Here is a 24,636-nt window from a genome sequence, read left to right on the forward strand (position 1 = left end):
GCTCGTTGCCTCGTGCGGGCTGCTACTGCGTGCTCCTCAACGCGTTCTCGAGGATCGCGGCGCCCTCCTCGGCCTCCGCGACGGTCAGGGACAGCGGCGGAGCGACGCGCAGGGCGCTGGTGTCGTGCCCGCCGCCCTTGCCGATGAGCAGGCCGTCCGCGCGGGCCGCCGCCAGGACCGCCGCGGCCCGGTCCGGGTCGGCGCGGTCGGTGCCGGGCCTGGTCAGCTCGACGCCGATCATCAGTCCGCGTCCGCGGACCTCCCGCACGCCCGGGTCCTGCGCGGCGACGGCCCGCAGCCGTTCGATGAGCAGCCCGCCGACCCGCCGGGCGTTGCCCTGGAGGTCGTGCTCCAGCAGATGGGCGAGGTTGGCGAGGCCGGCCGCCATGGTGACCTGGGTGCCGCCGAAGGTGGAGATGCTGTTGGCGTCGAGGCAGTTCATGATCTCGGCGCGGGCGACGACCCCGCCGACGGACATGCCGTTGCCGATGCCCTTGGCGAAGGTCACGATGTCCGGCGGGCCGCTGGCGGCGTGTGCCTGCCAGCCCCAGAAGTGGTCGCCGGTGCGGCCCCAGCCGGTCTGCACCTCGTCGGCGATCCACAGGATCCCGTGCGCGTCGAGCACTTCGCGGAACGCCGCGTACAGTCCGTCCGGCGGGGAGGTGAAGCCGCCGACGCCCTGGATCGGCTCGGCGATCAGCGCGGCGGGCGAACGGGTGTGGCCGAGCAGGTCCTTGAGGTCGTCGACGCAGGCCGCGATGAAGTCGGCGTCGCTCAGGGAGGCGTACGGGCCGCGGGTGCGCACGCCACCGTGGACGTACAGCGTCTGGAGCGGGGACAGCGAGGTCGGGGACCAGCCGCGGTTGCCGGTGATGCCGACCGCGCTGAAGGAACGGCCGTGGTAGCTGTTGCGCATCGCCAGGACGGTGTTGCTGCGCCGGTACGTCGTCGCCAGCAGCAGGGCGGTGTCGTTGGCCTCGGTGCCGGAGGTGGTGAAGAAGACGCGGGCGTCCGGGATGCCGCTCAACTGGGCGATGCGCTCGGCGAGTTCGACCATGGGGCGGTTGAGGTAGAGGGTGGAGGAGTGGATGATCCGTCCGGCCTGCTCGCTCACCGCCTTGGTCACCTCGGGCAAGGCGTGCGCGGTCATCGTCGTGAGGATGCCGCCGAAGAAGTCGAGGTACTTGTTCCCTTCGGCGTCCCAGACGTGGCGGCCCTCGCCGTGCGTGATCTCCAGCGGGTCGTCGTAGTAGAGGGCGAGCCAGTCGGGCAGCACCTTGCGGTGGCGGGCGTACAGAGCGTCGCTCATGGCCGCACCAGCCCGTCGTAGGCGTCGGGGCGGCGGTCGCGGTAGAAGGCCCACGTCTGCCGCACCCGCTCGATCAGGTCGAAGTCCAGGTCGCGGACGAGGAGTTCCTCGTCCTTGTCGCCGGCGACCTCGCCGACGAACTGTCCGCGCGGGTCGACGAAGTACGACGTCCCGTAGAAGTCGTTCTCCCCGTACTCCTCGACGCCGACGCGGTTGATCGCGGCGACGAAGTACTCGTTGGCGACGGCCGCGGCGGGCTGCTCCAGCTGCCAGAGGTGGGACGACAGGCCGCGGTGGGTGGCCGACGGGTTGTAGACCAACTGGGCTCCGTTGAGGCCGAGTTGACGCCAGCCTTCCGGGAAGTGGCGGTCGTAGCAGATGTAGACGCCGACCTTGCCGACGGCGGTGTCGAAGACGGGCCAGCCGACGTTGCCCGGTTTGAAGTAGTACTTCTCCCAGAAGCCCTTGACCTGCGGGATGTGGTGCTTGCGGTACTTGCCGAGGTAGGAGCCGTCGGCGTCGATCACGGCCGCGGTGTTGTAGTAGAAACCGGACTGCTCGATCTCGAAGACGGGGACGACGATCACCATGCCCGTCTCGCGCGCGAGCTCCCGCATCCGGCGCACGGTCGGGCCGTCGGGGACGGGCTCGGCCCAGCGGTAGTGCTCCGGTTCCTGGACCTGGCAGAAGTAGGGGGCGTTGAAGACCTCCTGGAAGCCGATGATCTTCGCGCCCTGCCGGGCCGCCTCACGGGCGTGCTCCTCGTGTTTCGCCACCATGGACTCGGTGTCGCCGGTCCAGGTGGCCTGGACCAGAGCGGCACGTACGACGTTGGCCATGAGCTGCTCCTTCGACGGGGAACGTCAGAGCCTCTACACCCGTAGACGATGGCCGTAGAGGGACGAACGTAAGCCTCCGGGACAGGCTTGCCAAGACCATCGTCGTTAACCCGCGGAGTCGATCGCGTTTCACCCCCCTGTGGGTGAGTCGGGGGGCGTTCGGCGTAGGGGGCGGCGGGGATCGGCTCAGGTCGGGTGTCCGGCCACCCGGAGGGCGTGGACGAGGTCGCGGTGGCGGTCCTTCGAGACGCCCCGGGCCGCCTCCAGCAGCAGCGGCACCAGGACGTGCGGCTCCGGCTCCGCGCCGAGGGCCACGTCCTCGGGGGTGCGGACCCTGACGAACGCGTCGAGCAGCGCGCTTACCTCGCGGCGGCGGCCCTGCGCCGTCAGCGCGGCGGCGGCCTTCCCGATCTCCTCGGCCGACCGTACGACGCCCTGCCGCAGGACCTGCTCGCCGTCGGCCGTGCGGCCCGCCTCGGTCAAGGCGTCCGCCACGGCCACCAGCCGGTCGGCGGGCAGTGAGGCCGCCTCCCAGAGGAGGGTCGCCCAGTCGGCGTTCAGCCCGGCGCGCTGGAGGCCCGCCGCGAGCAGCGGGATGCGGGCGGCGGGCCAGTACGCCAGCTCCACGAGCAGCGCGTGCGCCTCGCCGCTGCGGCCCTCGCCGCGCAGCCGCACCAGCCGCTCGACCGCCTCGACGGTCCCGGGCCCGGCGCTCCGCTCGCCGTCCGCCGCCGGCTCGGCGGGCGCCGCCTGCTGCGTCTCCGCGGCGGCCCCGGCGAAGCGGGCTCCTCGCAGCGTGCGACGCGAGGCCGTCACGGGCGCGGGCGCCACCGGCTCGGCGACCGGCGGCACGACGACGGGGCCGGCCCCCTCCGCCTCCCCCATCCCGGCGAACCGAGCCCCACCCCGTCGCCGCTTCCGCTGTTTGGGAAGGGGGGCGCCTTCGGCGGGAACGGGGGTGGGGTCAGGTTCGGGGGCGGGGGCGACCGGGGCGTCGGCGGCGGGGACGGGTGCGGGCTCGGCGTGGGACGACTGAGTACCGTAGCCGCCCTCGGGCGTGTAGCCACGCTGAGGCGCGTGGCCGGCATCGGCGGAGGCCGGCGCACGATGTCCCGAGTCAGCGGAGGCACCGGCCGGGGCGTACCCGGCAGCGCCGTCATACCCGGGCCCCGCGGGAGCCGGCGCACGATGACCCGGATCAGCGGAGGCACCGGCCGGGGCGTACCCGGCAGCGCCGTCGTACCCGGGCCCCGCGGGAGCCGGCGCACGATGACCCGGACCAGCAGAGGCACCGGCCGGGGCGTACCCGGCAGCACGGTCGTAACGACCTGGGTCAGCGGAGGCACCGGCCGGGGCGTACCCGGCAGCGCCGTCGTACCCGGGCCCCGGGTCGGCAGGGCCCCCGGCGTGGTCGTACCCGGAGACGTGGTCGTACCCGGGCTCGGCCGGAGTCGTCGCGCGACCGTAGCGTGGGTCCGTGGCGGCCCCGCCGCCCTGATACGCGGCCCCCGCCGTCCCCCTCCCGCTCCCGCCCGCCCGTGGGCGGATCAGTCGGGCGCCCTGGGGCTGGGGCTCGGTCGGCGGGCGGCGGTCCAGTTCTGCCAGGCGGTGGGTGATCTCGGCGCAGCGGGCGGTGGCTCGTTCGTGGTCGTCGTGGGCCCAGGCGAGGTCGAGACGGAGGGCGTCGGCCTCCGCCTGGGTAGTCGCGGCGGCGAGGAGGCGGCCGAGTTCGGCCTGCCGCTCGACGGCGTGGCGCTGCTCGCGGAGCATGACGTCGAGCCGGTCCCCGAGGGCGTCCCGGCCGCCGGGCCGGGCGTCGTGGGCGGCGAGGGCGGCGGCGTGCAGCGGCCGGGCCCGGTCCGCGTCCCGCGCGGCCACGGGCGTGCCGTACTCCGCCGCGAGATCCTGGAGCAGGGCCTCGACGACGTCCCACGGAGGCACCTCGCGCGCGTCCAGGCAGGCCCGCATACCGTCGGGGTCGCGCTGCCAGAAGACGGCGCACCAGCCCGAGCCCTGGTCGAGGCGCGCCAGCAGCCCGTCCAGATAGTTCGCGAACTCCCGCACCTGGGCCGGGAGATGATCCACAGCCATCGCTCGACTCCCGCCCGACCGGAGAACTCCGGTCCGTAGAAAACACCAGTTGTGTTACGGCGTGGCTACGGTGACTTTTCCATGTGGGCGCGGCGGCCTTATTGCCCGATCTTGACCGAATGGCGTCCGGTCGACGACCGGAATCACACCACCGGCCCACGCCCGAATCACACCACCGGCCCCACACCCGCCAGTACACACCGCACCGCCAGCTCGTCCATGGACAAGCCGAGCGCGTGCGCGATCGCGGCGACCGTGAAGAAGGCCGGCGTCGGGGCGCGGCCGGTCTCGATCTTGCGGAGGGTCTCGGCGGAGATGCCCGCGTTCGCGGCGACGTCGGTCATGCTCCGGCCGCCACGGGCCTCACGGAGCAACTTGCCCAGCCGCTCGCCGCGTTCGCGTTCTTCCGGGGTCAGTGGGGTGCGCACCATACCGGCATTCTAATACCGGTATAGTAATTGGCATGGTGGAACTGAAGACAGACGCGTCGATCGACGCCATGTACGAGGCCGGCCAGGTCGTCGCCCGCGCCCTGACGGCCGTGCGGAAGGCGGCCGGCGTCGGCGTCTCCCTGCTGGAACTGGACGAGCTGGCGCACGGCGTGCTGCGCGAGGCGGGCGCGACCTCGCCCTTCCTCGGCTACCGCCCGTCCTTCGCGCCGACCGCCTTCCCGGCGGTGATCTGCGCGTCCGTCAACGACGCGATCGTGCATGGCATCCCCACCCGCTACCGGCTCCGCGACGGCGACCTGGTCTCGATCGACTTCGGCGCCCAACTGAACGGCTGGGCGGGCGACTCGGCGATCAGTTTCACCGTGGGCGCCGCGCGGCCGGCGGACCTGCGTCTGATCGAGACCGCCGAGCGCGCCCTCGCCGCCGGCATCGAGGCGGCCGTCGTCGGCAACCGAGTCGGCGACATCGCGCACGCGATCGGCAGCGTGTGCCGCGCGGCCGGCTACGGCATCCCGGACGGCTTCGGCGGCCACGGGATCGGCCGTCACATGCACGAGGACCCCGGGGTCCCCAACGAGGGCCGCCCCGGTCGGGGTCTGCGGCTGCGCCGCGGCATGGTCCTGGCGATCGAGCCCATGCTGATCGCCGGCGGCACCGACGGCTACCACGCGGACCCCGACGGCTGGACCCTCAGGACGAACGACGGCTCGCGGGCGGCCCACGCGGAGCACACGGTCGCGATCACGGACAGCGGCCCCCGGATCCTCACCGAGCGGGGCGCTCCGCTGTAGGCGGCGTGACGCGTGTGTGGGCAGCGTGACGCGTCCGTGGGCAGCGTGGTGCGTCGCCGGTCGACCGCGGCGCCGTCGTAACCGTTCGCGCAGTTCCCCGCGCCCCTGACCGGCACTGCCGCACCCCGCGTCACGACAACAGCCAGTCCCACGGCCTACGGCACCCGGCCCCCGACCCTCACGACATGCCGCCCCTCCCCGCCCGTGACAAAGTGGACACGGTGCCCTCACCCGCCCCACAGGTGTAGCGCCGCACGGCATGGGCACCCGTCCGCACCGACAACCGCACGTCGATCGAACGGAACGCCATGACCAGCGGCTTCAACAGCCCGGAGGGCTACGGCGACCCCTTCGGTGAATTCCTGGCCCGCTTCTTCGGCGGGCCCCGCCCCGGCCCCCGCCAGATCAACATCGGCCAGCTCCTCAGTCAGCCGGCCAGGGAGCTGGTCCGCGGCGCGGCCCAGTACGCCGCCGAGCACGGCAGCCGTGACCTGGACACCGAGCACCTCCTGCGCGCGGCTCTCTCGGCGGAGCCGACCCGTACCCTGCTCAGCCGGGCCGGCGCGGACCCCGACTCGCTCGCGACGGAGATCGACGAGCGCTCGGGCCCCGCCCAGCACCCGCCGGGCGAGGTCCCGCCGCCGACCTCGCTGTCGCTCACCCCGGCCGCCAAGCGCGCCCTGCTGGACGCACACGACCTGGCCCGTTCGCGCGGCGCCGGATACATCGGCCCGGAGCACGTGCTCAGCGCCCTCGCGGCGAACCCGGACTCCGCCGCCGGGCACATCCTGAACGCGGCCCGCTTCGCCCCGGCGGCGGGCGGCCCGCCCGAGCCCCCGGACGCCGCGCAGCCGCGTCCGGAGCGGCCGTGGCCCACCTCCACGCCCACCCTCGACAAGTTCGGCCGCGATCTCACCGACCTGGCCCGCCAGGGCCGTGTCGACCCGGTGATCGGCCGGGACGACGAGATCGAGCAGACCATCGAGGTGCTCTCCCGGCGCGGCAAGAACAACCCGGTGCTGATCGGGGACGCGGGCGTCGGCAAGACGGCCATCGTGGAGGGCCTCGCACAGCGCATCGCCGACGGCGACGTGCCGGACGTGCTCTCCGGCCGCCGCGTCGTCGCGCTGGACCTGCCCGGCGTGGTCGCCGGCACCCGCTACCGGGGCGACTTCGAGGAACGCCTCAACAGCATCGTCGGCGAGATCCGCGCCCACTCCGACCAGTTGATCGTCTTCATCGACGAGCTGCACACGGTCGTCGGCGCGGGCGGGGGCGGCGAGGGCGGCTCCATGGACGCCGGCAACATCCTCAAGCCGGCCCTGGCCCGCGGCGAGCTGCACATCGTCGGCGCGACGACGCTGGAGGAGTTCCGGCGGATCGAGAAGGACGCGGCGCTGGCCCGGCGGTTCCAGCCGATCCTGGTGCCGGAGCCGTCCGTCGCCGACGCGATCGAGATCCTGCGCGGGCTGCGGGACCGTTACGAGGCCCACCACCAGGTCCGCTACACCGACCAGGCGCTGCTGGCGGCCGTGGAGCTGTCCGACCGGTATCTCACCGACCGGCGGCTGCCGGACAAGGCGATCGACCTGATCGACCAGGCCGGCGCCCGGGTGCGGCTCGGCGCCCGCACCAAGGGCACGGACGTGCGCGCCATGGAGCGCGAGGCCGAGCAACTGGCCCGGGACAAGGACCAGGCCGTCGCCGACGAACAGTACGAGGAGGCCACCCGGCTGCGGGACCGCATCGTCGAACTGAGGCGGCGGATCACGGAGGAGAGCCACGGCGACGAGGCGGTCGAAGGACAGCATCTGGAGGTCACGGCCGAGGCCGTGGCGGAGGTCGTGTCCCGGCAGACCGGGATCCCGGTGGCGAGCCTCACCCAGGAGGAGAAGGACCGGCTGCTCGCCCTGGAGGAGCACCTGCACGAGCGGGTCATCGGCCAGGACGAGGCGGTACGGGTCGTCGCGGACGCGGTGCTGCGCTCGCGCGCCGGGCTCGCGAGCCCGGACCGGCCGATCGGCAGCTTCCTCTTCCTCGGCCCGACCGGCGTCGGCAAGACGGAGCTGGCCCGCGCGCTCGCCGAGGCGCTGTTCGGCAGCGAGGAGCGGATGGTCCGCCTCGACATGAGCGAGTACCAGGAACGGCACACCGTCAGCCGGCTGGTGGGCGCACCGCCCGGCTACGTGGGCCACGAGGAGGCCGGGCAGCTCACCGAGGTGGTGCGCCGGCACCCGTACTCGCTGCTCCTGCTCGACGAGGTGGAGAAGGCGCACCCGGACGTCTTCAACATCCTGCTCCAGGTCCTCGACGACGGCCGGCTCACCGACTCCCAGGGCCGCACGGTCGACTTCACCAACACGGTCATCGTGATGACGAGCAACCTGGGTTCGGAGGCGATCACCCGGCGCGGCGCGGGGATCGGCTTCGGGCCGGGCGGCGCCGACGCCGACGAGGAGGCCCGGCGGGAGCGCATCCTGCGGCCGCTGCGCGAGCACTTCCGGCCGGAGTTCCTCAACCGCATCGACGAGATCGTCGTCTTCCGTCAGCTGACCGGTGAGCAACTGCGGCGGATCACCGACCTGTTGCTGGAGCGGACCCGCCGACTGCTCAACTCGCAGGACATCACGGTCGAGTTCAGCGGCGCGGCCGTCGACTGGCTCGCCGAACGCGGCTACCAGCCGGAGTACGGCGCCCGCCCGCTGCGCCGCACCATCCAGCGCGAGGTCGACAACCAGTTGTCCCGGCTGCTGCTCGACGGGCGGGTCGAGGAGGGCGACCGGCTGACGGTGGAGGTCGAGGACGGGCGGCTCGCGTTCCGTACGGCCGCGGCGACCGCAGGCGAGCCGCCCGCTCCCGAACTGTGAGCCCGGCCGCGCTGTGAGCTCTGCTTGCCGCGCTGTGAGCCCTACTTCTCCGGGCGCACCACCTGCGCCGAACCGCCCCCCCGCCGTGTCGTCTCGGCGGCTGCCAGCCACTTGCCGTCGGGCAGCCGCTGGACGCCGGTGGCCGCGCCGATCTCCGGGTTGAGCCGGAAGGAGTGCCCGATGGCCTCCAGCCGCTTGGCCGAGTCGGTTCCGTACAGGCCGGGTTCGAGCTCGGTCTGGGCGGCGTTGCGCTGGCTGGCGCGCGGTGCGGCGATGGCGTCGACGAGGGGCAGCCCCCGGTCGAGGAAGCCGGTGAGGGTCTGGAGCACGGTGGTGACGATGGTCGCGCCGCCGGGCGAACCGAGGGCCACCACCGGCTTGTCGTGCCGGTCGAGGACGATCGTCGGCGAGATCGAGGAGCGCGGGCGCTTGCCCGGTCCGGGCAGGTTCGGGTCGTGCACGGCCGGGTTGGCCGGGGCGAAGGAGAAGTCCGTCAGCTCGTTGTTGAGGATGAACCCGCGGCCGGGGACGGTGATGCCGCTGCCGCCGGTCTGCTCGATGGTGAGCGTGTAGGCGACGACGTTGCCCCACTTGTCGGCCACCGTCAGATGCGTGGTGTTCTCGCCCTCGTACGTGGTCGGCGCGGCCGTGCCGCCGGCGGCGCAGTCCGCCGGGCGGCGCGGGTCGCCGGGGGCGAGGGGGCTGGTGAGGACCGCGTCGTCCTTGATGAGGCAGGCGCGCGAGTCGGCGTACCGCTGCGAGAGCAGTTCCTTCGTCGGCACGTCCTCGAAGGCGGGGTCGCCGACCCAGCGTCCGCGGTCGGCGAAGGCGATGCGGCTGGCCTCGATGAAGCGGTGCAGGTACTGGTCCTGGCTCGCCTCGGAGAGGTCGGTCCGCTCCAGGATGTTCAGCGCCTCGCCCACGGTGGTGCCGCCGGAGGAGGAGGGCGCGATGGAGTACACGCCGAGGCCCCGGTACGAAGTCCGCGTCGGTGCCTGGACTTTGGCGCGATAGGAGGAGAGGTCCTTCGCCGTCAGCTTGCCGGGGCGGGCGTTCCACCCCGAAGCCGGGTCCACGGGCGGGTGGTTGACGGTGTCGACGATGTCCTCGGCGATGTCGCCGCGGTAGAGCGCGCGGACGCCCTTCTTGCCCAACTCCTTGTAGGTGCGGGCGAGATCGGGGTTCTTGAAGGTCGAGCCGACGACCGGGAGGCTTCCGCCGGGCAGGAACAGCCCGGCGGTGTCCGGGAAGTAGCGGAAGCGGGTCTCGTTGGCGGCGGTCTGGCTACGGAAGGTGGCGTCGACGGTGAAGCCGTCGCGGGCGAGGCGTTCGGCGGGCTTGAGCAGCGTGCCGAGGTCTTCGCTGCCCCACTTGTCGAGTGCGGTCGCCCAGGTGGCGGGCGTGCCCGGGGTGCCGACGGCGAGGCCGCTGGTGACGGCGTCGGCGAAGGCGAGCGGTTTGCCGTTCTCCTGGAAGAGTCCGGCGTCGGCGGTGAGCGGGGCGGTCTCGCGTCCGTCGATGGTGCGCACGGTACGGGACTTGGCGTCGTAGTAGACGAAGTAGCCGCCTCCGCCGATGCCGGCGGAGTAGGGCTCGGTGACGCCGAGCGCGGCGGCGGTGGCGACGGCCGCGTCGACGGCGTTGCCGCCCTTCCGCAGCACCTCGATGCCGGCGGCGGAGGCGTCGGCGTCGACGCTGGACACCGCGCCGCCGTAGCCGACGGCGACCGGGACCTTCTCGGGGGCCGTTCTCCCGGCGGCGGGTGGGGCCGCGGCTCCCACCGAGACGACGGCGGCAGAGACCGCCAGGACCGACAGTTTCCGCGCGGCAGGGCGACGCATCCGTACCTCCAGTCGGGGACCGTCCGCGCAGCGTAACCACATTGCGGGGGCCTCGACAGACCGCCTCGGCACGGTGTCGCACGACTGACACACATCGAACACGGGTACGTTCCCGCCGTGTCGGCCCGCTAGCATGCGCGCCCATGAACGACGACGTGCGCAACATCGTCCTGGGCGTGGTCGCGGCCGGCATCAGTGCCGCGCTCGGCTGGGTGGCCCGCACCTATCTGTGGAAGCGCCGACTCCGGCGCAAGCAGGCGTTCTTCGGGCTGCCGGACAACTCGGAGTCGCTGCTCGTGGTGAACCGCGGTGCGAGCGGCCCGGAGCTGACCGTGATGCGCTACGACGTGTTCGCGCTGCTCGAACTGGCCGCGCTGATCAAGGACTGCGGGGCGCAGGCGCAGGTCGTCGCGCACGACGCGGCCCGTCAGGGGTTCGGTGAGCGCACCGAGTTCTGCGTCGGCGGGCCGGCCTCCAACCGCCGTATGACGGCCCACCTCGCGTCGCTGCTGCCCGGGGTGCGGGTGAACGTCGACGCCGAACCCACGCCCGACCGCGGGGCGTTCCAGATCGGTTCCGAGCGCTACCGGCTGGAGGGGGGCGTGGCCGAGTACGTGCTCCTCGCGCGGCTCACCGTCGACGCGAGCCCGCACAACCGGCCCGTGTTCCTCTTCTGCGGCCAGACCGCCATCACCAACCAGGCCGCGACGCGCTATCTCGCCCGCCACCACGAGCGGTTGCGGCGCAAGCACGGCAACGGCTCCTTCGTGGTGCTGTTGAAGGTCGTCAACTCGCACGCGTACGGGCCGGATGTCGTCGAGGAGGTGGCGGAGGTGACGCGGGCGGCGCGGGCGCCGCTGCCCGCGCAGGCGACCGCGCCACGCTCCTCCCACCGCGCGACCTGAATTCCACGCGGTCCTGCCTGCCCCGGTCGTCGGCACGATCGGCCCGCTCCCCGGCGAGCACAACCCGTCCGGCGCACGGCTGACCTTCTCCTCGCCGGCGAACGACCCGTCGTACGGGGCGCTCCCGCGCGCGAACAGTGATCTCCGGCCGTGGCCGGGCGGGTGGGGCTCTGTGGGTGGACTGCTGCCTCTGGGTCCTGCGGACCGGATGAACGGCACATCGTAGTCGAGTCGGCGGTCCCTCAGGGCACGGTCGGACCGGTCGGGGGTCAGGCCTCCGCGACCTCGCCGTACACCTGGGACAGTTCGGGAACCCCGTTCGCCGCCCATTCGTGTCCGGACGCCACCACGTCGAACTCCCGCCCGGACGCCAGCCGTACGACGGGCCGGCCGCCCGGCCAGACCTGCCACTGGGCGCCGGGGACGGTGCGCACGATGACCGTGCCGAGGTAGAGCCCGGCGTCGTTGCCGAGCCACGGCAGGATCTCCTCGTCGTCGCGCCAGCCCGGCAGCAGCTGGTCCAGGGCCTCCAAGGAGTGCACCGAGTCGTCGAGTACGACGCCCTCCTGGACCGTCAGGGAGCGCAGCAGATCGCATTCGGAGAGCAGTTCGGCGACCCCTTCGGGGTCCGCCGCCAGCGTCGTCTCACCCTGCTTCTTGCGCCTGATGCCCAGGAAAGGGATGTTCATACGCCCAGCGTGACATTCACACCGGTGTGGGCACCACAGGGCGCGCGGACGGCGTCTTCCCGCCGAATCACCGTCGCTCCGCGCATGGCGGGTTGACCGGTGCGCGACCTCTCCCTAGCGTCGCCCTGCCAAGATCGTCCGGATCCGGATCCGCGGGAGGAGTCGGTACGTGCGCCGACACGTGCGGGGGTACCCCGTGGTGCCCCTCGTCCTGTTCGTCCTGTTCTCGCTGTTCGCGCTGCCGGCCCCGCCCGTGCGGGCCGCCCGGGTGCCGCCGCTCCCCCTGGAGCGGCTCTACGACAACACGGCGGTCTCCGACGACGCCCGCCCGGACTCGGCGGACCTCGACGGCCGCGGCGCCTCGCTGTCGGCGGGCGACCTGGCCGCCGCGGGCTGGACTCCGGGGCGGGCGCTGACCGTCCAGGGCGCGCGGCTGACGTGGCCGCGCCGGGCGGCGGGCGCCCCCGACAACGTGCGCGCCCAGGGGCAGGCCGTACGCCTCACCGGCCGCGGCGACGCCCTGGCCTTCCTGGCCACCGGCACGGGCGGGGACGCGGCGGGCGGCGCGGGGACCGTCGGGTACGCCGACGGCTCCCGCTCGTCCTACCGGCTGGCGGTGCCCGACTGGCGGCAGGGCTCCCTCGCCGCCAAGGCGGTCGCCCTGCCGCATGTGAACACCCGCGACGGTCAACTCGCCGAGAAGGCCCGGCTGTACGTGACGACGGTCCCGCTCGACCGGGGGCGCGAGGTCGCGTGGGTGGAGCTACCGGTCGATCCGGAACTGCATGTGTTCGCGCTGACGGTGCGGGCGGCCCGGCCGGGCTGGACGGGCAGTTGGGCGACGGCGACGTCCGGGCTGCGGACGGTGGGGCCGTGGACGGACCGGACGCTGCGGCTGGTGGTGCACACTTCGGCGGGCGGGCCGCGCGTGCGGCTGCGCTTCGACAACACGTTCGCGTCCCTGCCGGTGCGTCTGGGCGGCGCGACGGTGGCGGTGCGGGCGGAGGGCGCGACGGCGGCCGAGCGGCCGGCGCGGTTGTCGTTCGACGGCGCGCCGGGCGTCGAACTGCCCGCGGGGGCGCAGGCGGTGAGCGATCCGCTGGCCTTCCCGGTGCCCGCGGGCGCCGATCTGCTGGTGAGCGTGCATCTGCCGGGCCCGGTGACCGCGGCGCCCCTGCACGGGTTCGCGCTCCAGCGGTCCTACCTCAGCGGCCCTGGCGACCACACGGCCGACGCGGCCGGCACGGCGTACGCGCCGACGCTGACCACGTGGCCGCTGCTGACCGGGGTGGACGTGGGCGGCGGGCCCGGAACGGTGGTGCTGTTCGGGGACTCGATCACCGACGGCGACGGGTCGACGGTGGACGCCGACCGGCGGTGGCCGGACGCGCTGGCCGACCGGCTGCGCCGCCAGGACGCGGTGCCGCGCTACGGCGTCCTCAACCAGGGCATCGCGGGCAACCGCGTGCTCGTCGACCGCTATCCGGGCGACGGGGCGCTGCCGACGGTCGGGGCCGGGGTGAGCGCGCTGAGCCGGCTCGACCGGGACGTGTTCGCGCAGACCTCGGTGCGGACCGTCGTCGTCCTCGAAGGCATCAACGACCTGCTGCTCGGCGCGAGCGGGGAACAGGTGATCGAGGGGCTGCGGGAGATCGCCGAGCGGGCGCGGCTGCGCGGGGTGCGGGTGCTCGGGGCGACGCTGCTGCCGTGCGGGGGCACCGCGCGCTGCACACCGGCGGTGGACGCCGAGCGGGCCGCGGTCAACGTCTGGATCCGGCAGGCGGGCGCGTTCGACGGCGTACTGGACGCCGACCGCGCCCTGCGCGACCCTTTCGCCCCCACCCGCATGCTCCCCGCCTACGACAGCGGCGACCACCTGCACCCGGGCGACGCGGGGTACGCGGCGCTGGCGGAGGCGGTGGACCTGCGGCTGCTGTGAGCGCGGGGGCTCAGAGTTCCAGGTCGACGACGACCGGGGCGTGGTCCGAGGCGCCCTTGCCCTTGCGTTCCTCGCGGTCGACGTAGGAGTCCTTGACGGCCTTGGCGAACGGCTCGTTGCCGTAGACCAGGTCGATGCGCATGCCGCGGTTCTTGGGGAAGCAGAGCTGGCGGTAGTCCCAGTACGTGAAGGGGTGCTCGTACTTCAGGGGGCGCGGCACGACGTCGGAGAGGCCGGACTCGCGCAGGGAGGCGAGGGCGGCGCGCTCGGCGGCCGTCACATGCGTGGAGCCCTCGAAGGCGGCCGGGTCGAACACGTCGTCGTCCGTCGGCGCCACGTTGTAGTCGCCCATCACGGCGAAGGGGCGGCCCCCGGCCGCGTCCCCCGCGACGGCGGCCTTCAGCGCCTCGAACCACTGGAGCTTGTAGGCGTAGTGGGGGTGGTCCACCTCGCGGCCGTTGGGCACGTACACCGACCAGACGCGGACCGGGCCGCAGGTCGCGGAGATGGCGCGCGGCTCGGGGGCGCCGTCGTAGCCGGGGTCGCCGGGCAGGCCCTTGACGACGTCCTCGACACCGACCCGGGAGATCACCGCCACGCCGTTCCACCGGCCGGTCGCGTGGACCGCCGCCTCGTAGCCCAGCTCGCGCAGCTGCTCGAACGGGAACTGCGCCTCGGCGACCTTGGCCTCCTGGAGGCAGAGCACGTCCGTGCTGCTGCTCTCCAGCCAGGCCAGGAGCCTCGGCAGGCGGGCGGTGATCGAGTTCACGTTCCAGGTCGCGATGCGCATGCCCCACAACCTACCCGGCGGCTCTGACACTCACAGCGCCGTGCTCTCCCCCGGCGCCAGCCGCAGGTGCTCGGCGCCGCCGAGAGCGCCGATCTGGTGGTCGTAGATGGGGCGGGCGAGGTCGGTCAGGAGGGCGTCGTGGATGTCGTAGGCGCGCTGCGGCTTCACCTCGCGGACGTAGTCGATGACCTCGGAGATCTTGCTCCAGGGAGCCATGACGGGAAGCATCAGCGTCTCGACGGCGTGATCGGGGACGGTGAGGGCGTCGCCGGGGTGGAAGACCCGGCCGCCGTCGATCAGGAAGCCGACGTTGGTGATGCGCGGGATGTCGGGGTGGATGACGGCGTGCAGCTCGCCGTGGACCTGGACGTCGAAGCCGGCCGCGGTGAAGGCGTCGCCGTGGCCGACGGTGTGGACGCGGCCCGGGAAGGCGGCGGAGAGCTTCTCCGCGACCGACCGCAGGGTCCAGATCTCGGCGGCCGGGTCGGCCTCCAGCGCGGCCCGCAGCCGCTCCTCGTCGAAGTGGTCGGGGTGTTCGTGCGTGACCAGGATCGCGTCGGCGCCGACGGCCGCGTCCCGCTCGCTGAACCCGCCCGGGTCGAGGACGAGCGTGCGCCCGTCCTTCTCGAGACGGACGCAGGCGTGCGACTTCTTCGTGAGCTTCGTGGTCGTCATGGGATCCATCCTGCCCCCGGCGCGCGGGCGGGCGCTCACTCGGTCGGCGTGGTCTCCTCACGGATGACCTGCTGCGCCACCCGGAAGGCGCTGCTCGCCGCCGGGACGCCGCAGTAGACCGCGGCCTGGAGCAGGACCTCCTTGATCTCGTCCGGGGTGAGGCCGTTGCGCAGCGCCGCGCGCGTGTGGAACGCGAGCTCCTCCAGATGGCCCCCGGCGACGAGCGCGGTGAGGGTGACGCAGGAGCGGGAGCGCCGGTCGAGTCCGGGCCGGTCCCAGATCTCGCCCCAGGCGTAACGGGTGACGAACTCCTGGAAGTCGCCGGAGAAGTCGTCGGCCTGCGACAGCGCCCGGTCGACGTGAGCGTCGCCGAGGACCTCGCGGCGCACCTTCAGCCCCGCGTCGTACGGGTCGGGCCGGCCCATGACCTGCGGCGGCTCGACGAGGGCGGGGGGCGCGATCTCGGCGACGGGCGCGGCCTGCGGGGGCGGGGCGACGACCGGCTTGAGGGAGACGCCCGGGACGGCGGTCTGGCCGGTGCTGTGGTCGTAGGCAGGCTGCCACGCGGTGGAGAAGTGCCTGACCAGCAGGTCGGTGACGGCCGCGGGCTGCTCCACCGGCACCAGGTGGGACGCGCCGGGGACGACGGCGAGCCGGGCGTCCGGGATGCCGGCGACCAGCGTGCGGGCCTCGGCGGGGCCGGTGACCTGGTCGTCCGAGCCGACGAGGACCAGCGTCGGCACGCCGACCAGTCCGAGTTCGGCGCGGACGTCGAACGCGGCGAGCGCCTCGCAGGCGGCGATGTAGCAGCCGGGGTCGGTGGTGCGCACCATCTGCACCGCCCAGTCGGTGATGGCGGGCTGCGCGGCCGCGAAGCCGCTGGTGAACCAGCGGTCGGGCGAGGTGCGCGCGATGGGGTCGAGGCCGTTCGTCCGGACGATCACGCCCCGCTGCCGGAACTCGTCCGCCGTGCCGAAGCGCGGCGAGGCCGCGATCAGCGCGAGCGAGGCGACGCGTTCGGGGTGGCGCAGGGCCAGCTCGACGCCGATCGCGCCGCCGAGCGCGCAGCCCGCGTAGCCGAAGCGCTGCACGCCGAGCGCGTCGAGCGTGGCGAGCACCCGCGCGGCGAGCTCGGCGACGGAACCCGCCGGGTGGGCCGGGGCGCCGCCGTGGCCGGGCAGGTCGTAGCGGAAGATCCGCCACTGCCTGGCCAGCTCGGGGACCTGCCGGTCCCACATGTGCCATGTGGTACCCAGGGAGGGGCCCAAGATCAGGACGGGAGCCTCTTCTGGCCCGTCAAAGCGGTATTGCAGGGTGTTCGACGGTGTCTCACTCACGCCTCAGACCCTCTCACGTATCACGAAATCTCACAGAGCCCGGGGAACCCGACGGCTCTTGACCCTCTCGGCGCGGCGCGTCCGGGACTGCCGGAACCCTCGGGAATCCAGATACATCGGCAGCGGCCTGCGCGCGGACCCGCTGCTTGCAGCCCTGACCGACTGCCTGATGCGGGAAGGCGAGCGACCGCCCGCCTCCGACCCCTTCCCCGCCTGGGACACCTACGGCATCGACGAGAGCTGCGCGCACGAGCACGATCTCCTCACCGCTGTGACGGAGCACTGAGACTCCGGGCCGGACGGTGGTCGCAGCCACGGCACCGTCCGGCCCGGTTCCCGACGAGATCGTCGCGTTGATCGACTGTGACCCGGGGCACTTCGACGGTTCGAAGCGCCCCGGGTCGTTGGTCTCCTGACAGACCGCTCACCTCGCGACGCGGACACGGCCAGGATCTTGCTCCGCCGCACCGAACCCGCCGACGACAGCCCGAAGTCGTGGTGGTCGGCAGCTGATGAGCCCTACTGGGGATCGAGTTGCATCGCTTTCGTGGCAGTCGTTCGTGTGGCGGTGGCGGCCAGGTAGGTGATGCGGAGGGTTCCGGTGGTGTGTTCGTGGTCGACGAGGACATCGACGCCGTACACCGACTTGACCAGGTCCGGGGTCAGCACGGCCTCCGGGTCCCCGGCCGCGGCGACCTGCCCGTGGTCGAGGACGACGATGCGGTCGCAGTACCGGGCGGCGAGGTTCAGGTCGTGCAGGGCGACGACGCAGGTGACGTCCAGTGATGTCAGCAGGTCGAGGAGTTCGAGCTGGTGGCGGATGTCGAGGTGGTTGGTGGGTTCGTCGAGCAGGATCTCCTGCGGTTCCTGGGCGAGGGCGCGGGCCAGTTGGGCGCGCTGCCTCTCCCCTCCCGAGAGGGTGTGCCAGCCCTGGTGTTGCTTGCCGGTGATGTCGGTCCGTTCCAGCGCCGCGTCGACGACCCGCCGATCGTGCTCGGTCAGCGCGTCGAAGCGGCCGCGGAACGGTGTACGGCCGAGTTCCACGACCTGACGGACGTTGACGTGGTTGTGGGCGGACACGTCCTGTTCGACGACGGCGAGCCGTCGGGCCCGCACCCGGCGGCTGAGGTCGTGCAGGCTGACGTCGTCGAGGTGGATGGTTCCGGTGTCGGGGCGGCGAAGTCCGGCGAGCAGGCGCAGCAGTGTCGACTTGCCCGAGCCGTTGGGGCCGAGGAGGCCGACGATCTTCCCGTCGTGGGCCGCCATCTCGATGCTGTCCAGCAGCCGATGGCCCTTGACCGACCAGGAGAGTTGGGTGGTGGTGATGCGGCCCATCAGGACTCCAGACGCTTCAGGACCAGCGCGAAGGCGGGCGCGCCGAGAAGCGCGGTGATGACGCCGGCGGGCAGTTCGTGGGGCGAGAACGCTGTCCGCGCGAACACGTCCACCCAGATGAGGAAGATGGCGCCGACGATCGCGGACAGAGGTAGCAGGGAGCGGTGCATCGGGCCCGCGAGGATGCGGACGGCATGCGGAATGAGCAGCCCGATGAAGCCGATCGCGCCGGAGGCCGCCACGGCGGCCGCTGTCATGACCGAGGTCAGCACCATCAGCCAGATGCGAGCAGCGGTGACGTCGATCCCCAGGGCTTCGGCGGAGTCCCACCCGAACGTGAAGGCGTCGAGGGCGGGCGCGAAGAAATGGACGGCGACCACACCGATCAGGATGATCAGGACCGTGACGGTCACCCCCTCCCACCGGGCGCCTCCGAGGGTGCCGAGCAGCCAGTAGGTGAAGCCGCGGGTGGAGTTCGCGTCCCCGCTGACCATGAGGATCACCGAGGTGATCGCGGCGAAGAACTGGGACACGAGCACGCCGGTCAGCACCACACGGGAAGGGCTGGCGACGCGCCCCCCGCCGAGCAGGACCAGCAGCAGGGCGAAGGAGACCAGACCGCCGACGAAAGCTCCGGTCGACAGGGAAATGCTTCCGCCGATGCCGAGCAGGAGCACGGCGACCGCGCCGGTCGAGGCGCCGGAGGAGACTCCCAGCAGGTAGGGGTCGGCAAGGGGATTCCTGGTGACCGCCTGCAGGACCGCTCCCGAGACCGCCAGGGCCATGCCGACGGCGCAGGCCAGCAGCACCCGCGGGAAGCGCGACTCCCAGATAAGCGCGTCCAGCAGCCCCGGCAGTGGCGGGGTGGGGGCGATACTGCCCAGGCCGATGTGCCGGAGGATCGTGGAGACGACGTCCAGGGGCTGGATGTTCGCGCTCCCGAAGAGCGACGCGGCGACGACCGACACCAGCAGCCCGGCCACGGCCAGGACGAAGAGTGCCACCATCGAGGCGCGCCGCGCGCCCACCGGAACCTTTTCGTCACTGGTGACCGGAGTCCCGGTGGGCGCGGCAGTTGTTTGTGAACTCGTGGTCATGGTGGTTGACAGCTCAGCCGAGCTTGTTCAGGCCGTCGACCAGCGCGGGGACCGCGGACGCGCTGCCGTGGCTGGGATCCATGTGGGTGCCGGGGATGGTGATGAACCGGTCGCCCTTCACGGCGGCGAGCTTGCGGGTGAGGGGGTCCTTCTTGAGCAGCTCGCTCTTCTCCTTGGCGGTGTCGTTGGGTTCGCCTCGGTTCAGGTCGGCCAGGATGATGACGTCGGGATTCCGGGCGGCGACCTCGTCCCAGCTCACCTCGGCCCACTTGGTCTTGGCGTCTTCGAAGATGTTCTCGACCCCGACGCGCTCGGAGATGTGCTGCGGCAGACCACCGGGGCCGGCGGCCCACGGGGTGCCGTCGTAGGTGGAGTAGAACCACATCACCTTCAGCGGCTTGTCCGGCTTCTTGTAGCCGTTCAGCGCCTTGTCCACCACGGCCTTCTGCTCGGTCGCCAGTTTCTCGCCGGCGTCGGGCACGCCCATGATCTTGCCCAGGCGGCGGTACTCCTCGTACATCATCTCGAAGTCCGCGTCGGCCACGCTCTCGTGGTACGAGCAGTCGAACTCGGTCAGGTAGGTCGGCACGCCCAGGTCGTGCAGGTCCTTGCGGTCACCGGCCTCCTCCTTGGTGAGGAAGCTCGCGAAAGAGCTGTAGACGAAGTCCGGCTGGGCTTCCAGCAGCTTCTCGTGCTTGATCGTCTCGCCGTCCCCGGACAGGATCGGAATCTTCTTGTACTGCGCGGCGATCGCGTCCGGAGCCTTCTCGACCTCATAGCCCGATCCGACGATCCGGTCACCCACCCCCAGGTGGATGAGGATCTCGGCGGCGGTCTGGTTCAGCGTGACGACCCTTTTCGGCGCGGCCTTGTAGGTCACGTCGGTGCCGCAGTTCTTCAGGGTGAACGGGTAGGCCGTCGCGCCCTTCGCCGCCGTCGTCGCCTTCCCTGCTGCATCGGAGGCCGAGTCACCGCCACACCCGGCGACCGCGAACATCGCCGCGGCAGTAACTATTGTGATAATCATTTTCGTTTTCATCGGCAGCAGAGTACCAATCTGTATGTAGTGGCAGAGGGCGTTGCGTCGCAGCGATCGGCTGGTCAGTACGGGCTACCGCAGCATTGCGGCGAGCCGGTGGACGACCTGCTCGTCGAACAGGCCGTTGGCCGCCATCCAGTCGTCGTTGAACACGGTGTCCAGGTACTTGTCGCCGCCGTCGCAGACCAGCACGACGATGGTGGCCCCGGGCCCCGCGCTCTGCGCCTGCTCCAGGGCCTTGTAGACCACGCCTCCGGCCGAACCGCCGATCAGGATGCCGAAGTTCCGTGCCAGGTAGCGGCAGGTCTCGAAGGCTTCCGAGTCGCTGGCCTTGACCCCCTCGTCGATCACCTCGTAGTCGACGACGCCACCGATCTCCGAGCCTTCGGGCGTACCGGTGCCGGACTGGTGGTAGGGCGCGCCCGGCCCGCCGAAGACGACCGACCCCACCGGCTCGACGCCGATGACCTTCAGGTCCGGGATGCGTTCCCGCAGGACGCGGCCGGTGCCGCAGAGCGAACCACCGGTGCCGACGGCCCCGTACAGGTAGTCGATGTCATCGCCAAGGTCGTCGAGCAGTTCGCGGGCGAGCGGCCGGTAGCCGTTCGGGTTCCCCTGATTGCGGTGTTGCGCGGTCCAGTACGCGCCCTGCTCGGCCGCGAGTCGCTCGGCCACGGTGTCGCGTTCGGCGGTGGCGAGGCCCTCCTCGTCCTCGGCGACATTGAGTATGTCGGCCCCGTAGGCGAGCATGCCGCGCAACTTGTCCGTGCTGGAGTGGTTGTCCACCACGGCGGTGAACTTGTATCCGCGTTCGGCGGCGATGAGCGCCAGGCCGAGCCCGGTGTTGCCGGAGGTGGACTCGACCAGCCACCCGCCGGGGGTGAGCAGCCCCGCTTCCTCCGCCTCGTCCACCATGTTCCTGGCCATCCGGATCTTGGCGGTGCCGGTGGGGTTGAACTGCTCCAACTTCAGCAGGACGGTCGCCGAACCGTCCGCAACCGACAATTTGAGCAGGGGTGTTCGGCCTATCAGGTCGGATACCTTGCTCTTGATCACAGCTTTCCCTTCGCGCGGATCTCCGTCAGACACCGCACGAAGACGTCGTTCTCCTCGGGCGTCGAGAGGGAGGCTCGGATGTAGGTCTCGTATCCCGGCTCGCGCCACGCCTTGACGATGATTCCGGCGCGGTGCAGCTCCTGAGCGACTCCGTCGGAGCGGCAGCCGGTGTCGATGAAAAGGAAGTTGGTAGAGGACGGGACCACGCGCAGTCCCGCGCCGCGCAGCCGGTCGGTGACCCTGGCGGTCTCCAGACCGGTCCGGCGTACCGTGTTCGCCAGGTGCTCGTGGTCGCCCAGCGCGGCGACGGCGGCGTCCTGGGCCGGCTGGTTGACGTTGTACGGAGTACGGACCCGGTCCAGCGCCTGGATCAGGGTGGCGTCGGAGGCGATGCCGTACCCCACCCGGAAGGCCGCCAGGCCGTGGGCCTTGGAGAAGGTGCGCAGTACGATCCACGGTCGGTCCTGGCAGCGCAGAGCCTCCAGCCCGTCGGGGTACTCGGGGTTGGGCCGGGCGAACTCGCCGTACGCCTCGTCGAGCACCAGCAGGGCCGACTCCGGGGTGGCGGCCACGACCTGCTCCAGTTCGCCGGCGCTGAGCATCGCACCGGTGGGGTTGCACGGGTTGGCGAGGAAGACGAGTTTCGGGCCCGCGGCCAGCGCGTCGCGCCAGGCGGCGGCGTCGAACCCGAACTCGGCGGTGACCGGGACCTTGGCGACCCGGGCGCCCATGACGCGGGGGAAGATCTCGTGCAGGGCGAACCCGGGCGCCTGGGTGACCACCAGGTCACCGGGATCGAGTACGGCCTGGCACAGCAACTCCAGAATGTTCTCCGAACCGTTGCCCAGCACGACGTGCTCGGCAGGCACGTCCAGGCTCTTCCCGATGGCCTCGGCCAGCCGCTTGCCGCTGGGATCGGGGTAACGGGAGACTCCGCCGGCCAGGCTGAGGCGTACGGCTTCGGCGACCGCGGGAGAGATGCCGTACGGGTTCTCGTTGTTGGAGAGTTTGATCACGTGGCGGGAGCCGCTGAGGACGGCCACGTCGTCCGGGTCGGCGCCGGGATCGTAGAGGGGCAGGCCCGCCACTTCCCTGCGTATCAAGGACGCCGAAGTGGCTGGTGCGAGGACGGGATTCATGACGGCTCCGGTTCCGGGACGGGTGCGCCTGACGTCTCCCGGTGGAGCCGGTCGACGCGGCGCAGGAACGCGACCAGCAGGATGGCGGCGGTGGCCGCGAGGCCGATGGTCTGGCCGATCCAGACGCCCTCGACACCCCAGTCGGCGGTCACTCCGAGCAGGTAGCCGGCGGGCAGCCCGATCAGCCAGTAGCCGACCAGGGAGATCCGGAAGGGTCCGGCGGTGTCGCCGATGCCGCGCAGGATGCCGTTTCCGATGTTCTGCGTGGCGTCGAAGACCTGCATGAGGGCGGCGATCAGCAGTCCGGTCACGGTGAGCGCGACGATGTCCGAGTTGTCGGCATGCCCGGCCGAGATGAACAGGGACACGATCGGGTTCGGGATCGCCAGGTACAGGGCGGCGATCACCAGCGTCGCGATCACTCCCCAGGCGGTGCCGAGGAGGCCCATTCGGCGAGCAAGTGTGTAGTCGTTGAGGCCGTCGGCCTCGCTGATGTGGATCGACGCCGCGTGGGACAGGCCGGCGGAGATCATGAAGACGATGTAGACAATCTGGTTCAGCACCGTCTGCGCTGCCAGCGCGTTGACGCCCAGGGAGCCGATGATCAGGGTGAGCACGCTGAAGAACCCGGCCTCCGAGGCGTAGGTTCCCGAGATCGGCAGGCCGAGCCGCCAGACGGACCGGACCGCGTCCCCGTTCCAGCGCCGCGCGTCGGGCGAGGTGAGGTATGGGCGCAGGACGCCGTCGCGCAGGATCACCGCGATGAACGCCAGGAAGGACAGCAGGAACACTGTGACGGTGGCGATCGCGACGCCGACGAATCCGAATTCCGGCAGGCCGAACTTGCCGTGGATCAATGCGTAGTTCAGGCCGATGGTCACGCCGACCGAGGCCAGTGTGATGGCCAGCAGCGGGCCGGGGCGCTTGAGACCGGTGGTGAAGTGCCGCAGGTTCTGGAACCACAGGCAGGGCAGCATGCCCGGGGCCAGGACCACCAGGGAGTCGCCTGCCTTGTCGACCACCTTCGGGTCCTGCCCCAGCAGGATGAGCAGCGGGCCGATCAGCAGCAGCACCGCGCAGGACACCACACCGCAGACGGTCGCCCAGAAGAAGCCCGCGAACAGCAGCGCCCCGATCCGTTCCCGGTCGTCCCGCACCCTCGCCTCGGCCACCAGGTTGCTGACCCCGGTGACCAAGCCGGTCCCGGTGGTACGCAACTGGTTGAACAGCGCGATGGCCAGACCGGCGGCGGCGATCTCGACCGCCCCGAGCCTGCCCAGCATCACGATGTCCACGGTGGTCAGGGCGACATAGGCGAAGTTGGTCAGGATCAGCGGAAACGCCAGCTTGAGCAGCGCCCGCGAGTTCTTGACCCACCAGCCGACGCCGACCTCTGTCGCGTCGGTCGTGCCGGTTGTCCGGGTACTACTCACCAGAAGTTGACCTTTTCCCCGCGCCCGCTCGCCTGCGCGAGATCGGCTATGTACCGGCCCAGCGCGGCGTCAGTGACCGCCATGCCGCTGTTGTAGGCGAAGACCACGTCGTCGGGATGGCGTCGAGCAGGTGCCCGGCCGAGCAGGACGTCCGGCAGCTGGGCGTCGACCGACGGCAGGCTGCCGTCCTCGCCACGCAGGTCGTCGCAGGTGGCGTGCATCTGGGCAGTGTCTGTGGCGATCCGGTAGTCCGCGCCATGGCATACGTCGGCGTGCACGCCGTACCCGAGGAGTACGGCGACCGAGCCCGGCTTCATCCAGTCACGCCGGACCTCGTCCGTGGCGGACAGGCCGGCGGCGCCGATCACGATGTCGGCCTCACCGGCGGCCTCCCGGAGATCCTTGACGATCTCGACCTCGCGGCCGTCCACGCTGTCCTGGACCGCGCGCAGACCGTCGGGGTAGGTGCCGAACACCTGCGGGCGCTCCAGCTTCGGCAGGGCCGCTACCAGCATCGGCAGGGCGGCCTGTCCCTGGACACCGGTGCCGACGACCAGCGCGCTTCGTGCGTCGGGGCAGGCCGCGCGGGCGAACAGCGCGGTGGTGGCCGAGGACCGCAAGGGTCCGAGCTTCACCACGTCCATCAGCGCGATGGGCGCCCCGGTGGTGTCGTCGACGAGGAAGACGAACGAGTGGAACCGGTAACTGTCCCGGGTACGGCGCGGGTCGAACTCGTAGACGGCCTTGAAGCAGACGGTGCCGCTGCCAGCGTCCCTGGCCACCATCGAATAGCTCAGCGAGTGGTGGTCGGGACCGTCGATGATCGTCTTGACCGGGTTGTTCGAGCCGCCTTCGCGCAATGCGCGGTAGGCCCGCTCGACGACCTCGATCACCTGGCGGTGGTCGAGGTCAAGACCTTCTTGCTCGGACTGCGGCAGGAGCCACAACTGCCCGGGCGGGGCGTAGCTCTGTGACATGCGGGGCTTCTCCTTCATTCGAGGCGCGTCGGGTC

21 protein-coding genes are annotated in these 24,636 nt (G+C 71.8%); 5 read left to right on the forward strand and 16 right to left on the reverse strand.

Going from position 1 to position 24,636, the window contains the following annotated elements:
- Positions 1 to 22 precede the first annotated feature (22 nt).
- The 4 genes from ACFYX4_RS14285 to ACFYX4_RS14300 all read right to left on the reverse strand — a co-directional run bounded on the left by ACFYX4_RS14285 (position 23) and on the right by ACFYX4_RS14300 (position 4,670).
- The gene (locus ACFYX4_RS14285; protein WP_389331279.1) at positions 23 to 1,309 is read right to left on the reverse strand and encodes an aspartate aminotransferase family protein; all 1,287 of its coding nucleotides are present in this window, start codon (positions 1,307 to 1,309) and stop codon (positions 23 to 25) included.
- Positions 1,306 to 2,148 carry a nitrilase-related carbon-nitrogen hydrolase gene (locus tag ACFYX4_RS14290; protein WP_389331282.1) on the reverse strand — a complete coding sequence of 281 codons (843 nt, stop codon included), beginning with the start codon at positions 2,146 to 2,148 and terminating at the stop codon, positions 1,306 to 1,308. Before ACFYX4_RS14290 ends, ACFYX4_RS14285 begins: the two co-directional genes overlap by 4 nt.
- Positions 2,149 to 2,334: 186 nt before the next feature.
- Entirely contained in the window at positions 2,335 to 4,239 is a 1,905-nt protein-coding gene (locus ACFYX4_RS14295; RefSeq protein ID WP_389331285.1) for a hypothetical protein, read from the reverse strand.
- Between the two features lie 167 nt (positions 4,240 to 4,406).
- Complete coding sequence (locus tag ACFYX4_RS14300) at positions 4,407 to 4,670, reverse strand: helix-turn-helix domain-containing protein (protein WP_389331287.1); 264 nt, start codon at positions 4,668 to 4,670, stop codon at positions 4,407 to 4,409.
- Positions 4,671 to 4,702: 32 nt separating this feature from the next.
- On the opposite strand from ACFYX4_RS14300, the gene map reads away from it, so the two are divergent.
- Both map and ACFYX4_RS14310 read left to right on the forward strand, forming a co-directional pair.
- Positions 4,703 to 5,482: a type I methionyl aminopeptidase gene (gene map / locus ACFYX4_RS14305; protein ID WP_389331290.1), complete on the forward strand. Its 780-nt coding sequence runs from the start codon at positions 4,703 to 4,705 to the stop codon at positions 5,480 to 5,482.
- A gap of 308 nt (positions 5,483 to 5,790) precedes the next feature.
- Positions 5,791 to 8,349 (forward strand): ATP-dependent Clp protease ATP-binding subunit, encoded by a 2,559-nt coding sequence (locus ACFYX4_RS14310; RefSeq protein ID WP_389331293.1) that lies wholly within the window; start codon positions 5,791 to 5,793, stop codon positions 8,347 to 8,349.
- 41 nt (positions 8,350 to 8,390) lie between these two features.
- Here the strand turns inward: ACFYX4_RS14310 and ggt are convergent, their stop codons facing one another.
- The gene (ggt, locus tag ACFYX4_RS14315) at positions 8,391 to 10,190 is read right to left on the reverse strand and encodes a gamma-glutamyltransferase (protein WP_389331296.1); all 1,800 of its coding nucleotides are present in this window, start codon (positions 10,188 to 10,190) and stop codon (positions 8,391 to 8,393) included.
- A gap of 143 nt (positions 10,191 to 10,333) precedes the next feature.
- Here ggt and ACFYX4_RS14320 point away from each other — a divergent pair, with 143 nt between their 5' ends.
- Entirely contained in the window at positions 10,334 to 11,095 is a 762-nt protein-coding gene (locus tag ACFYX4_RS14320) for a hypothetical protein (RefSeq protein WP_389331299.1), read from the forward strand.
- A gap of 269 nt (positions 11,096 to 11,364) precedes the next feature.
- Here the strand turns inward: ACFYX4_RS14320 and ACFYX4_RS14325 are convergent, their stop codons facing one another.
- A complete protein-coding gene (locus ACFYX4_RS14325; RefSeq protein WP_389331302.1) occupies positions 11,365 to 11,784 on the reverse strand; it encodes a DUF6278 family protein in 420 nt (139 codons plus the stop codon).
- A 169-nt stretch (positions 11,785 to 11,953) separates the two neighbouring features.
- On the opposite strand from ACFYX4_RS14325, the gene ACFYX4_RS14330 reads away from it, so the two are divergent.
- Positions 11,954 to 13,723, forward strand: coding sequence for an SGNH/GDSL hydrolase family protein (locus ACFYX4_RS14330; protein ID WP_389331305.1), 1,770 nt, complete (start codon positions 11,954 to 11,956; stop codon positions 13,721 to 13,723).
- A gap of 10 nt (positions 13,724 to 13,733) precedes the next feature.
- On the opposite strand, the gene ACFYX4_RS14335 is transcribed toward ACFYX4_RS14330, so the two are convergent.
- The 3 genes from ACFYX4_RS14335 to pcaC are packed head-to-tail and all read right to left on the reverse strand — an operon-like array spanning position 13,734 to position 16,525.
- Positions 13,734 to 14,513, reverse strand: coding sequence for an exodeoxyribonuclease III (locus ACFYX4_RS14335; protein ID WP_389331308.1), 780 nt, complete (start codon positions 14,511 to 14,513; stop codon positions 13,734 to 13,736).
- A 30-nt stretch (positions 14,514 to 14,543) separates the two neighbouring features.
- Positions 14,544 to 15,188, reverse strand: a complete 645-nt coding sequence (locus ACFYX4_RS14340) for an MBL fold metallo-hydrolase (RefSeq protein WP_389331311.1) — start codon at positions 15,186 to 15,188, stop codon at positions 14,544 to 14,546.
- Between the two features lie 35 nt (positions 15,189 to 15,223).
- Positions 15,224 to 16,525: a 4-carboxymuconolactone decarboxylase gene (gene pcaC / locus ACFYX4_RS14345; RefSeq protein WP_389331314.1), complete on the reverse strand. Its 1,302-nt coding sequence runs from the start codon at positions 16,523 to 16,525 to the stop codon at positions 15,224 to 15,226.
- 58 nt (positions 16,526 to 16,583) lie between these two features.
- Between pcaC and ACFYX4_RS14350 the strand changes: the two genes are divergently transcribed.
- The gene (locus ACFYX4_RS14350; RefSeq protein WP_389331317.1) at positions 16,584 to 16,811 is read left to right on the forward strand and encodes a hypothetical protein; all 228 of its coding nucleotides are present in this window, start codon (positions 16,584 to 16,586) and stop codon (positions 16,809 to 16,811) included.
- Positions 16,812 to 17,044: 233 nt separating this feature from the next.
- Here ACFYX4_RS14350 and ACFYX4_RS14355 read toward each other — a convergent pair whose 3' ends face one another.
- The 7 genes from ACFYX4_RS14355 to ACFYX4_RS14385 all read right to left on the reverse strand — a co-directional run bounded on the left by ACFYX4_RS14355 (position 17,045) and on the right by ACFYX4_RS14385 (position 24,601).
- Positions 17,045 to 17,860, reverse strand: coding sequence for an ABC transporter ATP-binding protein (locus tag ACFYX4_RS14355; protein WP_389331320.1), 816 nt, complete (start codon positions 17,858 to 17,860; stop codon positions 17,045 to 17,047).
- Positions 17,860 to 18,888 carry a FecCD family ABC transporter permease gene (locus tag ACFYX4_RS14360; protein ID WP_389331323.1) on the reverse strand — a complete coding sequence of 343 codons (1,029 nt, stop codon included), beginning with the start codon at positions 18,886 to 18,888 and terminating at the stop codon, positions 17,860 to 17,862. The genes ACFYX4_RS14355 and ACFYX4_RS14360 overlap by 1 nt, the downstream gene beginning before the upstream one ends.
- 82 nt (positions 18,889 to 18,970) lie before the next feature.
- Positions 18,971 to 19,984 (reverse strand): ABC transporter substrate-binding protein, encoded by a 1,014-nt coding sequence (locus ACFYX4_RS14365; protein WP_389331326.1) that lies wholly within the window; start codon positions 19,982 to 19,984, stop codon positions 18,971 to 18,973.
- Between the two features lie 84 nt (positions 19,985 to 20,068).
- Positions 20,069 to 21,052, reverse strand: coding sequence for a PLP-dependent cysteine synthase family protein (locus ACFYX4_RS14370; RefSeq protein WP_389331329.1), 984 nt, complete (start codon positions 21,050 to 21,052; stop codon positions 20,069 to 20,071).
- Positions 21,049 to 22,191: a histidinol-phosphate transaminase gene (gene hisC / locus ACFYX4_RS14375; RefSeq protein WP_389331332.1), complete on the reverse strand. Its 1,143-nt coding sequence runs from the start codon at positions 22,189 to 22,191 to the stop codon at positions 21,049 to 21,051. The genes ACFYX4_RS14370 and hisC overlap by 4 nt, the downstream gene beginning before the upstream one ends.
- On the reverse strand, positions 22,188 to 23,624 hold the full coding sequence (locus tag ACFYX4_RS14380) for an MATE family efflux transporter (protein ID WP_389331335.1): 1,437 nt from the start codon (positions 23,622 to 23,624) through the stop codon (positions 22,188 to 22,190). The genes hisC and ACFYX4_RS14380 overlap by 4 nt, the downstream gene beginning before the upstream one ends.
- Positions 23,621 to 24,601: an ornithine cyclodeaminase gene (locus ACFYX4_RS14385; RefSeq protein WP_389331338.1), complete on the reverse strand. Its 981-nt coding sequence runs from the start codon at positions 24,599 to 24,601 to the stop codon at positions 23,621 to 23,623. The genes ACFYX4_RS14380 and ACFYX4_RS14385 overlap by 4 nt, the downstream gene beginning before the upstream one ends.
- Positions 24,602 to 24,636 lie beyond the last annotated feature (35 nt).

It is taken from the genome of Streptomyces sp. NPDC002328 (assembly GCF_042890065.1).
GTDB lineage: Bacteria > Actinomycetota > Actinomycetes > Streptomycetales > Streptomycetaceae > Streptomyces.

What these genes read in the sequence shown, in the direction of transcription:
- map (WP_389331290.1), top strand. Translation starts at nt 4,703, where the DNA reads ATGGTGGAACTGAAGACAGACGCGTCGATCGACGCCATGTACGAGGCC.
- ggt (WP_389331296.1), bottom strand. Translation starts at nt 10,190, where the DNA reads ATGCGTCGCCCTGCCGCGCGGAAACTGTCGGTCCTGGCGGTCTCTGCC.
- ACFYX4_RS14365 (WP_389331326.1), bottom strand. Translation starts at nt 19,984, where the DNA reads ATGATTATCACAATAGTTACTGCCGCGGCGATGTTCGCGGTCGCCGGG.
- hisC (WP_389331332.1), bottom strand. Translation starts at nt 22,191, where the DNA reads ATGAATCCCGTCCTCGCACCAGCCACTTCGGCGTCCTTGATACGCAGG.
- ACFYX4_RS14385 (WP_389331338.1), bottom strand. Translation starts at nt 24,601, where the DNA reads ATGTCACAGAGCTACGCCCCGCCCGGGCAGTTGTGGCTCCTGCCGCAG.
- ACFYX4_RS14290 (WP_389331282.1), bottom strand. Translation starts at nt 2,148, where the DNA reads ATGGCCAACGTCGTACGTGCCGCTCTGGTCCAGGCCACCTGGACCGGC.
- ACFYX4_RS14310 (WP_389331293.1), top strand. Translation starts at nt 5,791, where the DNA reads ATGACCAGCGGCTTCAACAGCCCGGAGGGCTACGGCGACCCCTTCGGT.
- ACFYX4_RS14295 (WP_389331285.1), bottom strand. Translation starts at nt 4,239, where the DNA reads ATGGCTGTGGATCATCTCCCGGCCCAGGTGCGGGAGTTCGCGAACTAT.
- ACFYX4_RS14335 (WP_389331308.1), bottom strand. Translation starts at nt 14,513, where the DNA reads ATGCGCATCGCGACCTGGAACGTGAACTCGATCACCGCCCGCCTGCCG.
- ACFYX4_RS14340 (WP_389331311.1), bottom strand. Translation starts at nt 15,188, where the DNA reads ATGACGACCACGAAGCTCACGAAGAAGTCGCACGCCTGCGTCCGTCTC.
- ACFYX4_RS14320 (WP_389331299.1), top strand. Translation starts at nt 10,334, where the DNA reads ATGAACGACGACGTGCGCAACATCGTCCTGGGCGTGGTCGCGGCCGGC.
- ACFYX4_RS14355 (WP_389331320.1), bottom strand. Translation starts at nt 17,860, where the DNA reads ATGGGCCGCATCACCACCACCCAACTCTCCTGGTCGGTCAAGGGCCAT.
- ACFYX4_RS14300 (WP_389331287.1), bottom strand. Translation starts at nt 4,670, where the DNA reads ATGGTGCGCACCCCACTGACCCCGGAAGAACGCGAACGCGGCGAGCGG.
- ACFYX4_RS14285 (WP_389331279.1), bottom strand. Translation starts at nt 1,309, where the DNA reads ATGAGCGACGCTCTGTACGCCCGCCACCGCAAGGTGCTGCCCGACTGG.
- ACFYX4_RS14325 (WP_389331302.1), bottom strand. Translation starts at nt 11,784, where the DNA reads ATGAACATCCCTTTCCTGGGCATCAGGCGCAAGAAGCAGGGTGAGACG.